Raw genomic sequence first — 11,064 nt, forward strand, 5'->3', positions numbered from 1 at the left:
TCGTGCGGCCGAGGCGGCCACCGACGCCTGCTCCGGTGAACGTGGAGCGGAGGTTCCACGACCTGGCGTCGGTGAGCCGGGTTTCGTGCGGCCGAGGCGGCCACCGACGCCTGCTCCGGTGAACGTGGAGCGGAGGTTCCACGACCTGGCGTCGGTGAACCGGGTTTCGTGCGGCCAAGTCGGCCACGGTGACTCCGCCCCACCACTAGCGTGCGAGCCATGAGGATCTCGGTGATCGGTTGTGGCTATTTGGGTGCGGTTCACGCCGCGTGCATGGCCGAGCTGGGGCATGACGTGATCGGGATCGACGTCGACGAGGGCAAGGTCGTCCTGCTTTCGGCGGGTACGGCACCGTTTCACGAGCCGGGGTTCGACGAGGTGCTCCAGCGTCAGGTCGCCTCCGGCCGGCTGCGGTTCTCGACGGAGTTCGCCGACCTCGCCGACGCCCAGGTCCACTTCATCGCCGTCGGCACCCCGCAGGTCGCGGGCGGCGACGCCGCCGACCTGACGTATGTCGACGCCGCGGTCGACTCCCTGCTCCCGTACCTGGACCACCACCGGGACGGCCCGACCCTCGTCGTGGGGAAGTCCACCGTCCCGGTGGGCACCGCCGCCGAGCTCGCCGGGCGCATCGACCCCACCGGGGCGAGGCTGGTGTGGAACCCGGAGTTCCTGCGGGAGGGCTTCGCCGTCCAGGACACGATCTCTCCCGACCGCATCGTCTACGGCCTGCCCGGCGATGAGGGGGCGGCCCGGGCGGCGCGTGACGTGCTCGACGCCGTCTACGAGCCGCTCCTGGCCAAGGAGATCCCGCGCCTGAGTACCGACTACGCGACGGCGGAGCTGGTCAAGGTGGCCGCGAACTCCTTCCTGGCCACCAAGATCTCCTTCATCAACGCCATGGCCGAGCTGTGCGAGGCCACCGGCGCGGACGTCACCGAGCTGGCCGAGGCCATCGGCTTCGACGACCGCATCGGCAAGAAGTTCCTCCGTGCCGGTATCGGTTTCGGCGGCGGCTGCCTACCCAAGGACATCCGGGCGTTCATGGCCCGGGCCGGCGAGCTCGGCGTGGACCAGGCGCTGACGTTCCTGCGCGAGGTGGACGCCATCAACGACCGGCGCCGCGACCACGCGGTCGACCTCGCCCGCACCGCCCTCGGCGGGAGCTTCTCCGGCAAGAACGTCGCCGTGCTCGGTGCCGCGTTCAAGCCCGACAGTGACGACATGCGCAACTCCCCCGCGCTGGACATCGCCAACACCATCGCCGGCGCCGGCGCGAACGTCGTGGTCACCGACCCCGCCGCCGGGGCGCGGCTCGCCGAGCAGCGCCCGGACATGACCATCGCCGCCGACGCCTACGAGGCCGCCCGGGACGCCGACGTCGTCCTGCTCCTGACGGAGTGGAAACAGTTCCGCCGGCTCGACCCCGTGGCCCTGAAGCAGGTCGTCCGCACCCCATGGATGATCGACGGCCGCAACGCCCTCGACCCCCAGGCCTGGCGCGCCGCCGGCTGGACGTACACAGGCATCGGGCGCCCCTGACCCGACATCCGGGTGGGACGGAGGTACCAGGGCGGCGGGCGGCCCAGGCGGTGGCGGGGCGGACCGGGGAGGGGCGGCGCGAACCCGACTCTGCGGGCATAGGGTCGGAGGATCTCCCCGGGAAGGGACACCGCCATGGGCCACGAGCGCCAGATCCTCACCGAGGACCTCCTCGAGCGCATCCGCTCGCGAGCGCCGCGCTACGACGCAGAGAACTCCTTCTTCGACGAGGACCTCGCCGAGTTGAAGGACGCCGGCTACCTCACCGCCCTGGTGCCGGAATCGTTCGGCGGTGCTGGCCTGAGCCTGGCGGAGATGGCACGCGAGCAGATGCGCCTCGCCGGGGCTGCGCCCGCGACCGCGCTGGCGGTCAACATGCACCATGTGTGGGTCGGCGTCGCCAAGGCCGTCCACGAGCGGGGCGATCACTCCACGGACTTCGTCCTCGAGGAGTCCGTGGCGGGGGAACTGTTCGGCTTCGGCGTCTCCGAGGCCGGCAACGACCTCGTCCTCTTCGGCTCCGCCAGTGAGGCCCGGCCCGACGGCGAAGGTGGCTACGCCTTCCACGGCACCAAGATCTTCACGTCCCTCTCGCCCGCCTGGACGCGTCTGGGCACCTTCGGTGCGGACACCTCGGGTGCGGACGGCACCCACAACGTGTGGGGCTTCATCACCCGCGACGGCGGCGGCGTCACCGTCAAGGACGACTGGGACGTGCTCGGCATGCGCGCCTCGCAGTCCTGCTCCACGGTGCTCGACGGCGCCCACGCCCCCGCCGATCGCATCGTGCGGCGCATCCCGCCGGGGCCCACCATGGACCCGTTCATCTTCGGTGTCTTCGCCAACTTCGAGATCCTCCTCGCCGCCGTCTACACCGGTGTCGCCCGGCGCGCGATCGAGGTGGGCGTTCAGACCGTCCGCAGGCGCAAGTCGCTGAAGAACGGCGGCGCACCGTATGCGAACGACCCGGACATCCGCTGGCGCCTGGCGGACGCCGCCATCGCGCTCGACGGCGTGTACCCGCAGATCGCGCAGATCGCCGCCGACGTCGACAACCAGGTCGACCGCGGGCCGCTGTGGATGCCGCAGCTGAGCGCGGTGAAGTCGCGGGCCACCGAGGTCGCGTTGGACGTCGTCACCAAGGTCATGCGCGTGGCCGGCGGTTCCTCCTACTCCAGCGACAAGGAACTCTCCCGCCTGTACCGCGATGTCCTCGCCGGGATCTACCACCCGAGCGATGACGAGTCGGTCCACGGGGCGTGGGCGAACGTGCTGCTGGGCAAGATCGAACCCTGGCCGCCGGCGGAGTAGCTGACGTCGTCGGGCCCACCGGCGGAGCCGCCGGGGACCGTGCCGATGCCGCCCGCCACCGCGGTACCGCCCGCCACATGTCACCGATGAACGCGCGGCCCGACGGCGAGTCCTGGCGAGCCTGCGGAAGCACCGTCAGGCCGGCAGGAACCGGGCGGGTTCGTCGACGACCCGCGAGAGGATCTGGAAGGCGCCACCCGTCGTCGCGAGCGGGTCCTGCCGGGGCGTGGCGCTGACCCGGATGTGCGACCACGGGTAGGACAGGACCCGCCGCGCCAGCTCGCGCTCGATCCCGGGCCGCAGCCGATCGTGGAGCGGGGCGAGGTCACCGCCGAGGATCACGTCCTCGACGTCGAGCAGGTTGGCGGTGCTGGCGAGCGCGACGCCGAGCGCCCAGGCGGCCGTGTCGAGGGCCTCGCGGGCGGCGGCGCCGGCGGGGCCGGAGTCGGCCAGGGCGAGGAGCTCGGCCCCGCCCGCACTGTCGGGCAGGCCGGCGGCGGTGAGGACGGCGGCCTTGCCCGCGTACTGCTCCAGGCACCCGCGCGCGCCGCACCGGCACTGCCGGCCGTCGGGCACGACCGTCAGGTGGCCGATCTCGCCGGCGAAGCCGTGCCGGCCGGTGGTGACCTCGCTGTCGACGACGATCGCGGAGCCGACGCCGATCTTCGCCGAGACGTACAGGAACGTGGTCACCTCGCCCGGCCGGCCGGGCGCCGTCAGTGCGAGGGCCCGCGCCGCCGCGTTGGCGTCGTTGACGAGCAGCCGCGTGTCGCCGAGGGTCGCGAGGTCGATGTCGAGGAGCTCGAACGGCATCACGTCCTGCCAGCCCAGGTTCGGGGCGAGCAGCAGCCGGCTCGAGTTCCGGTGCACCAGGCCGGGCAGTGCGAGCGCCGTGCCGATGAGCGTGCACCCGGCGGCGCGCGCCTCGCCGACCAGCCGGACGGCCAGCTCGCCGAGGCCGCGGAGGGTGACGGCGGCGTCGGACGCGCGGAAGTTGCCCCGGACGGACTCCTGCGTGACGACGGCGCCGCTGAGGTCGATCACCTGCCCGAGCATCTGGTCGACGTTGACCTCCAGGCCGAGCCCGACGAACGTGCGGGCCGCCGGGACGAGCGGCACCGCGGGGCGTCCGCGGCCCCCCGCGAGCACCGGCTCGAGCTCGCTGACGATGCCGGCCGCGATCAGGTCCTCCACCAACCGGGACACGGTCGAGCGGGTCATGCCCGTGGCGCCCGCGAGCTCGGCGCGGGAGACGGGGACGGCGCTCGCGAAGAGCGTGCGGGTGAGCAGGGCGAGGTTGTGGGCCCGCAGGTCCGCCTGGCTCGCGCTCACGCGTGCTGTCGGCCCGAGGTCGATGCTCATCGGGCTTGACCCTACCGCCCCGGACAGTTTAGTTTCAAGTAACAACAAAGTGTTCGAGAAGGAGACCCTCATGGTGCGCAAGCCCACCCCCGAAGACCATTTCTCGTTCGGGCTCTGGACCGTCGGCTGGACCGCACGTGACCAGTTCGGCGAGGCCAGCCGCCCGGCGCTCGACCCGTGGGAGTACGCCACGAAGCTCGCCGAGCTGGGCGCCTGGGGCGTCACGTTCCACGACGACGACGTCGTCCCGTTCGGTTCCGACGACGCCACGCGCGAGCAGATCCTGACCACCTTCAAGAAGGCCGTGGACGACGCCGGCCTCGTCGTCGAGATGGTCACCACGAACACCTTCGGCCACCCCGTCTTCAAGGACGGCGCCTTCACCTCCAACGACCGTTCCGTGCGCCGCTTCGCGCTGCGCAAGATCCTGCGCAACGTCGACCTCGCCGCCGAGCTCGGCGCCGAGACCTTCGTCATGTGGGGCGGGCGCGAGGGCAGCGAGTACGACGGCGCCAAGGACGTCAACGCCGCCCTGGACCGCTACCGCGAGGGCATCGACTCCGTCGCCGGCTACATCAAGGACAAGGGCTACGGCCTGCGCATCGCCCTGGAGCCCAAGCCGAACGAACCCCGCGGCGACATCCTCCTGCCCACCGTCGGCCACGCGCTCGGCTTCATCGCCCAGCTCGAGAACGGCGACATCGTCGGCCTCAACCCCGAGACCGGGCACGAGCAGATGGCCGGGCTGAACTACACCCACGGCCTGGCCCAGGCGCTGTGGTCGGGCAAGCTCTTCCACATCGACCTCAACGGCCAGCGGTCCATCAAGTTCGACCAGGACCTCGTCTTCGGCCACGGCGACCTGCTCTCCGCGTTCTTCACCGTCGACCTCATCGAGAACGGCTTCCCCGGTGCCGGTGCCGAGGGCCCGATGTACACCGGCCCGCGCCACTTCGACTACAAGCCCTCCCGGACCGAGGGCTTCGAGGGCGTGTGGGACTCGGCGCGCGCGAACATGGACATGTACCTCATGCTCGCCGAGAAGGCGAAGGCCTACCGGGCCGACCCCGAGGTCCGGGCCGCGTTCGAGGCCGCCGGCGTGCTCGAGCTCTCCCGGCCGACGCTCGCCCCGGGCGAGACCCTCGCGGACCTCCTCGCGGACCGTTCCGCCTTCGAGGACTTCGACGCCGACGCCGCCGCCGAGCGCAACTTCGGCTTCGTGCACCTCAACCAGCTCGCCATCGCCCACCTCATCGGCTGAGAAGGAAGCACCGGGTTCATGACCGAGCAGCTCGTCGCAGGGATCGACTCCTCCACCCAGTCCTGCAAGGTCGTGGTGCGTGACGCCGCGACCGGGGCGCTGCGTCGGTACGGCCAGGCGCCGCACCCGGACGGCACCGAGGTGGACCCGGCGGCCTGGTGGGACGCCCTCCAGGCCGCGGTGGCCCAGGCCGGCGGGCTCGACGACGTCGCCGCCCTCGCCGTCGGGGGCCAGCAGCACGGGCTGGTGGCCCTCGACGGCGATGGCGAGGTGATCCGCCCCGCGCTGCTGTGGCACGACACCCGCAGCGCGGGGGCGGCCGCCGACCTCGTCGCCGACCTCGGTCGCCGCGCCGGGTCGGGGCCCGGCGACGGCCCGGCGGCGTGGGCGCGGGCGACGGGCTCCGTGCCGGTCGCGTCCCTGACGGTGACGAAGCTGCGCTGGCTGGCCGACCACGAGCCCGACAACGCGGCGCGCATCGCCGCCGTCGCGCTCCCGCACGACTGGCTCACCTGGAAGCTGGGCGGGGCCGCAGGCCTCGACGCCCTCGTCACCGACCGCTCCGACGCCTCCGGCACCGGGTACTTCGACACCGCCCGCGGCGTCTACCGGCGCGACCTGCTCGCGCTCGCCCTGCGCCGAGACGACGTCGAGGACATCGTGCTGCCGCGCGTGCTCGGCCCCGCCGAGCGCGCCGGCACCGGCGCGGCCGCTGCCGGCCTCGGGCACCTGGTCCTCGGGCCCGGCGCCGGGGACAACGCCGCGGCCGCGCTAGGGCTGGGCATGACCCGCGGCGACGTCGCGCTCTCGATCGGGACGTCCGGTGTCGTCTCCGCCGTCTCGGCGAGGCCGCTCGCGGACCCCACCGGGCTGGTCGCCGGCTTCGCCGACGCCACCGGCGCGTTCCTCCCCCTCGCCGTGACGCTGAACGGCTCCCGCGTGCTCGACGCCGCCGCTCGCCTCCTCGGCGTGGACCACGCCGGCCTGTCCGAGCTGGCGCTCGCCGCCCCGGCGGGCGCCAGCGGCCTCACCCTCGTGCCCTACCTGGCGGGCGAACGCACCCCCAACCTCCCCGGCGCCACCGGCTCGCTCCTCGGGCTCACCCTCGCCACCGCGACGCCGCAGCACCTCGCCCGGGCCGCCGTCGAGGGCCTGCTGTGCGGACTCGCCGACGGCCTCGACGCCGTCCGCGCCCAGGGCGTGCCCGTGGCGCGCGTGCGCCTCATCGGGGGAGCGGCCCGCTCCGCGGCCGTGCGGCGCATCGCCCCCGCCGTCCTCGGGCTCGACGTGCAGGTGCCCGAGCCGGGCGAGTACGTGGCCGACGGCGCCGCCCGCCAGGCCGCGTGGGTCCTCGCGGGTTCGGCCGAGCCGCCCACCTGGACTGCCACGACCACCCGCACCTACACGGCCGACCCGACGCCGCAGGTGCGCGAACGCTACGCCGGGCGACGCCACCTCGTCGCCGAGCGGGAGGGCTGACGCCGACGTTCCGCGCCGGAGAACAGCGAGCGCGGCGGGCCGCGGGCCCCTACGGGCGGTCGGCGGACTTCCCCGGCACGTTCACGAAGAGCTGTGGGGCCGTCCTGGTGAAGCGGCTCCCTACGGGCGGTCGGCGAACTTCTCCAGCAGTCCGGAGTCCCCCGAGACGATGAGGACGTCCTCGGCGCCGATGCGCGTCTCCCCGGTGGCGTACTCGAACGGCTCGCCGGGCGGCTTCACGCCGATGACCGTGACGCCGTAGCGCTCGTGGACCTTGCTCTCGCCGACCGTGAACCCCTGGGTCTCGCGCGGCGGCCGCATCTTCACGATGGTGAAGCCGTCCTCCATGTCGATGTAGTCGAGCATGCGGCCGGAGACCATGTGCGCCACCCGCTGGCCGGCGTCGTGCTCGGGGTAGACGACGTGGTGCGCGCCGATGCGGCGCAGGATCCGGCCGTGCTCGGCGCTGACGGCCTTGGCCCAGATCTGCGGCATGCCCAGGTCCACGAGGTTGGCGGTGATGAGCACCGAGGACTCGAGGTAGGAACCCACTCCCACCACGGCGACGCGGAAGTCCTCCGCGCCGAGCTGGGCCAGCGCCTCCGCGTTGGTCGCATCCGCCTCCACCAGCGGCAGGCGGCTCGACCACTGCTGGACGAGGTCCGGGTTCCGCTCGACGGCGAGCACCTCCCGGCCGAGCCGTTCCAGGGTGGCGGCGAGCGCCGAGCCGAACCGGCCGAGGCCGATCACCAGCACGCCGGCGTCCCGCGAGCTTTCCTTTGCCATCACTGCTCCTTGCCCGGCCCGGGCGGGCCTCGGGTCGATCGTGCCACGTGCGGTGCGCCGGGCACGCGGGCCGGCGGGCCTCAGCCGACGATGGGCCGCTCGTTGGGCATGCGGATGACGCGACGCCGCTGCCGCAGAGCGAGCGCGGCGGCCACCGTCATCGTGCCGGTCCGCCCCGCGTACATGAGGGCGACCAGGACGTACTTCCCGCCGTCGGGCAGGCCCGGGGTGATGCCGGTGGACAGTCCGCTCGTGGCGAACGCGGAGATCACCTCGAAGAGGATCACGTCCAACGACAGATCCGTGATCATGAGCAGCAGCATCGTGGCGACCCCGACCAGCGTGGCTCCGATGAACGCCACCGAGACGGCGAGGCGGACCGTGGACGAGCCGATGCGCCGTCCGTAGGCCTCGATGTCCCGGTCGCCGCGCGCCTCGGCCACGATGGCGAGGACGAGCACGGCGAGCGTGGACACCTTGATGCCGCCCGCCGTCGAGGCGGAGCCGCCGCCGACGAACATGAGCGCGTCCCCCAGGAACCACGTCGCCTCGCGCATCGAACCGATGTCCACGGTCGCCAGCCCGGACGAGCGTGGCGTGGTGCCCTGGACGAGGCTCGCCAGGATCTTCTCGTCCAGGGCGAGGGGCCCGAACGTGTCCGGGTTCGTCCACTCGAAGAGCGCGACGAAGATCGTCGCCGCCAGCAGCAGCACGGCAGAGGTGACGATCGTGAGCTTGCTGTGCAACGACCAACGGCGCGGTGTGCGCCAGCGTCGGCCGACATCGAGGATCACCGGGAAGCCGATCGCTCCGATGAACGTCCCGACGACGATGGGCACCCCCAGCCACCAGTCGCCGACGAACTGCCCGAGGCCGCCGTCGACGATGACGAAGCCGGCGTTGTTGAAGATGCTCAGCGCCATGAAGAGCCCGTGCCACAACGCCTGGCCGAAGGACTCGCCCAGCGAGAGGAACCTCGGGGTGAGGATCACCGTCAGCACACCCTCGATCGCCAGGGAGGCGACGATCACGGCGCGGACCAGCGAGCCGACCTCGCCGAGCCGGGCCGTCTTGGTCTCCGACGCCGCGAGCATGCGCTGCGTCAGGCCGATGCGGCGGGAGACGGCCAGGCCGAGGATCGACGCCAGCGTCATCACGCCCAACCCGCCGATCTTGATCCCGACGAGGATGACCGCCTGGCCGAAGCCGGACCAGTAGGTGGCGGTGTCCACGGTGACGAGGCCGGTCACGCACACCGCGGAGGTCGCGGTGAAGAGGGCGTCGACGAACGGGGCGCGCTCGCCGGATGCCGTCGCGGCGGGCAGCGAGAGCAGGATGGTCTCGATGGCGATGATCGTGGCGAACACGAGCAGCGCCAGGCGGGCGGGGGAGGTGCGGGCGACGGAGTCGATCCAGTCCCGCAGGCCCAGGAGCGCACCGCGGAGGGACACCGCCACCGTTCGACCCCTTCTCATCCGGGTGGCCCGCGGACGCGGGCCCGGACCACTCTGGCACAGCGGCGCCCCGATGGCCGTGCGGGAGGTCGCGTGGCGCCCGTGCGGTGCGTGCGCGTGCGGTCCGCCCGCTACGGTGACCTCCATGGTTGCTGACGCCCTGCTGGTGTGGTCCGACGACCTGGTCAGCTATGACTTCGGCGCGGGGCACCCCATGGCGCCGGTGCGCCTCCAGCTCACCCGTCGCCTGCTCGCGGACCTCGGCGTCCTGGACGGTCTGCCCGTGGTGCCGGCGCCCGTCGCCACCGACGAGGACCTGCTCCGGATCCACACCCCGGAGCTCGTCGCCGCCGTCAAGGCCGCGCAGCGGGACGGGCGGGCGAACCCGACGCACGGGCTCGGTGATGCGGACAACCCGGTCTTCGGCCAGCTCCACACCGCGTCCGCGCGCATCGTGGGCTCCACACTCACCGCGGCGCAGGCGGTGTGGGAGGGCACCGCGGCCCGGGCGGTCAGCCTCGCCGGCGGGATGCACCACGCGATGGCGAACCGGGCCTCCGGCTTCTGCGTCTACAACGACCTCGCGGTGGCGATCGCGTGGCTGGTGGACCAGGGGGCGCACGTGGCGTACGTCGACCTGGACGCCCACCACGGCGACGGCGTCGAGCGCGCGTTCTGGGACGACGATCGCGTCCTGACCATCTCGATCCACCAGCACCCCGGCAGCCTGTTCCCCGGGACCGGCTACCCCCAGGACGTCGGCGCGCAGAGCGCGCGCGGGTACGCCGCGAACGTGGCGCTGCCGATCGGGACGGCGGACGCGGCCTGGCTCCGCGCCGTCGAGGCGGTGGTCGCTCCGCTCGTCGCCGCGCACGCCCCCGACATCCTGGTGAGCCAGCACGGCTGCGACTGCCACGGCGCGGACCCCCTCGCCCAGCTCGACGTCTCCGTGGACGCGCAGCGGGCCGCCGTCCTGATGCTCGAGAGCCTGGTCGAGGAGCACGCCGGGGGCCGGTGGGTCGCCTCGGGAGGTGGCGGCTACGAGGTCATCGGCACCGTGCCCAGGGCCTGGTCGCACCTCGTGGCGGCCGTCGCGGGCCGGGCGATCGACCCGTCGACCCCCGTACCCGAGCCGTGGCGGGAGTGGGTCCACGAGCTCACCGACGCGACGCCGCCGCGGACCATGAGCGACGGGCGGGACGGCGCGTTCGCGCGCTTCTCGGACGGCTTCAACCCCGACGACGAGGTCGACCGGGCCATCATGGCCACCCGCCGGGCAGTCTTCCCGTGGCACGGTCTCGACCCGATGATGGACTGATCTTGGCCGTTCCATTTCGCGACCAGGCGGTTTACCCCTATATTTCGAACTGAAGACGGTCGCCACGACGAGCGCCGCAGGAGAACGGGTGGACATGACCGAGCATCAGGGGGCGCCGAAGTTCCTGACCGTCGCCGAGGTCGCCGAACTCATGCGGGTGTCCAAGATGACGGTGTACCGGCTGGTGCACGCCGGCGAGATGCCCGCCGTGCGGATGGGCCGGTCCTTCCGCGTTCCGCAGGCCGCTGTGGAGAATCTCATCGCCGAAGGTCTGGGCGACTGGGGTCAGCAGTCGGCCGGGAGTCACTGAGCGGGTAGAATCTCCTTTTGTTCTGCGCGCAGCCGGCTGCTGCGCGCTCTTCGTCTCGAATGCAGTGAGAGGGGTCCCTATGGGCTCGGTCATCAAGAAGCGCCGCAAGCGCATGTCCAAGAAGAAGCACCGCAAGCTGCTTCGCAAGACCCGTCACCAGCGTCGCAACAAGAAGTGACGCACCCGGCGCTCCTCGCGCCGTGACCACAGGCCCGGCCGGGTGCCGGGCCTGCGTCGTTCC

10 protein-coding genes are annotated in these 11,064 nt (G+C 72.6%); 7 read left to right on the plus strand and 3 right to left on the minus strand.

Annotation, left to right across the window (positions count from 1 at the left end; all coding sequences use genetic code 11):
- The first annotated feature begins 219 nt into the window (after window positions 1-219).
- Window positions 220-1,542 carry a UDP-glucose dehydrogenase family protein gene (locus ACYC1Z_RS11755; protein ID WP_461409717.1) on the plus strand — a complete coding sequence of 441 codons (1,323 nt, stop codon included), beginning with the start codon at window positions 220-222 and terminating at the stop codon, window positions 1,540-1,542.
- Between the two features lie 135 nt (window positions 1,543-1,677).
- A complete protein-coding gene (locus tag ACYC1Z_RS11760; RefSeq protein ID WP_461409718.1) occupies window positions 1,678-2,853 on the plus strand; it encodes an acyl-CoA dehydrogenase family protein in 1,176 nt (391 codons plus the stop codon).
- 135 nt (window positions 2,854-2,988) lie between these two features.
- Here the strand turns inward: ACYC1Z_RS11760 and ACYC1Z_RS11765 are convergent, their stop codons facing one another.
- Window positions 2,989-4,215: an ROK family protein gene (locus ACYC1Z_RS11765; RefSeq protein ID WP_461409719.1), complete on the minus strand. Its 1,227-nt coding sequence runs from the start codon at window positions 4,213-4,215 to the stop codon at window positions 2,989-2,991.
- 70 nt (window positions 4,216-4,285) lie between these two features.
- Between ACYC1Z_RS11765 and xylA the strand changes: the two genes are divergently transcribed.
- Together xylA and xylB are read left to right on the plus strand one after the other, a co-directional pair.
- Window positions 4,286-5,476 (plus strand): xylose isomerase, encoded by a 1,191-nt coding sequence (xylA, locus tag ACYC1Z_RS11770; protein WP_461409720.1) that lies wholly within the window; start codon window positions 4,286-4,288, stop codon window positions 5,474-5,476.
- Between the two features lie 18 nt (window positions 5,477-5,494).
- Window positions 5,495-6,955, plus strand: coding sequence for a xylulokinase (gene xylB / locus ACYC1Z_RS11775; protein WP_461409721.1), 1,461 nt, complete (start codon window positions 5,495-5,497; stop codon window positions 6,953-6,955).
- 120 nt (window positions 6,956-7,075) lie between these two features.
- Here xylB and ACYC1Z_RS11780 read toward each other — a convergent pair whose 3' ends face one another.
- Both ACYC1Z_RS11780 and ACYC1Z_RS11785 read right to left on the minus strand, forming a co-directional pair.
- Entirely contained in the window at window positions 7,076-7,741 is a 666-nt protein-coding gene (locus ACYC1Z_RS11780; RefSeq protein WP_461409722.1) for a potassium channel family protein, read from the minus strand.
- Between the two features lie 80 nt (window positions 7,742-7,821).
- On the minus strand, window positions 7,822-9,342 hold the full coding sequence (locus tag ACYC1Z_RS11785; protein ID WP_461409723.1) for a TrkH family potassium uptake protein: 1,521 nt from the start codon (window positions 9,340-9,342) through the stop codon (window positions 7,822-7,824).
- Here ACYC1Z_RS11785 and ACYC1Z_RS11790 point away from each other — a divergent pair.
- The 3 genes from ACYC1Z_RS11790 (at window position 9,341) to ACYC1Z_RS11800 (ending at window position 11,001) form a co-directional block, all read left to right on the plus strand.
- Window positions 9,341-10,513, plus strand: a complete 1,173-nt coding sequence (locus ACYC1Z_RS11790; RefSeq protein ID WP_461409724.1) for an acetoin utilization protein AcuC — start codon at window positions 9,341-9,343, stop codon at window positions 10,511-10,513. The two genes, ACYC1Z_RS11785 and ACYC1Z_RS11790, sit on opposite strands and share 2 nt — an antisense overlap.
- A gap of 94 nt (window positions 10,514-10,607) precedes the next feature.
- Window positions 10,608-10,823: a helix-turn-helix domain-containing protein gene (locus tag ACYC1Z_RS11795; RefSeq protein ID WP_461409725.1), complete on the plus strand. Its 216-nt coding sequence runs from the start codon at window positions 10,608-10,610 to the stop codon at window positions 10,821-10,823.
- A gap of 79 nt (window positions 10,824-10,902) precedes the next feature.
- Window positions 10,903-11,001 carry a 30S ribosomal protein bS22 gene (locus tag ACYC1Z_RS11800; RefSeq protein WP_005504750.1) on the plus strand — a complete coding sequence of 33 codons (99 nt, stop codon included), beginning with the start codon at window positions 10,903-10,905 and terminating at the stop codon, window positions 10,999-11,001.
- The last annotated feature ends 63 nt before the right edge of the window (window positions 11,002-11,064 follow it).

The organism is Georgenia sp., from assembly GCF_054605595.1.

Coding starts and splice junctions, on each gene's coding strand:
- ACYC1Z_RS11790 (WP_461409724.1), top strand. CDS start 9,341: ATGGTTGCTGACGCCCTGCTGGTGTGGTCCGACGACCTGGTCAGCTAT.
- xylB (WP_461409721.1), top strand. CDS start 5,495: ATGACCGAGCAGCTCGTCGCAGGGATCGACTCCTCCACCCAGTCCTGC.
- ACYC1Z_RS11800 (WP_005504750.1), top strand. CDS start 10,903: ATGGGCTCGGTCATCAAGAAGCGCCGCAAGCGCATGTCCAAGAAGAAG.
- ACYC1Z_RS11795 (WP_461409725.1), top strand. CDS start 10,608: ATGACCGAGCATCAGGGGGCGCCGAAGTTCCTGACCGTCGCCGAGGTC.
- ACYC1Z_RS11755 (WP_461409717.1), top strand. CDS start 220: ATGAGGATCTCGGTGATCGGTTGTGGCTATTTGGGTGCGGTTCACGCC.
- xylA (WP_461409720.1), top strand. CDS start 4,286: ATGGTGCGCAAGCCCACCCCCGAAGACCATTTCTCGTTCGGGCTCTGG.
- ACYC1Z_RS11765 (WP_461409719.1), bottom strand. CDS start 4,215: ATGAGCATCGACCTCGGGCCGACAGCACGCGTGAGCGCGAGCCAGGCG.
- ACYC1Z_RS11785 (WP_461409723.1), bottom strand. CDS start 9,342: ATGGAGGTCACCGTAGCGGGCGGACCGCACGCGCACGCACCGCACGGG.
- ACYC1Z_RS11760 (WP_461409718.1), top strand. CDS start 1,678: ATGGGCCACGAGCGCCAGATCCTCACCGAGGACCTCCTCGAGCGCATC.
- ACYC1Z_RS11780 (WP_461409722.1), bottom strand. CDS start 7,741: ATGGCAAAGGAAAGCTCGCGGGACGCCGGCGTGCTGGTGATCGGCCTC.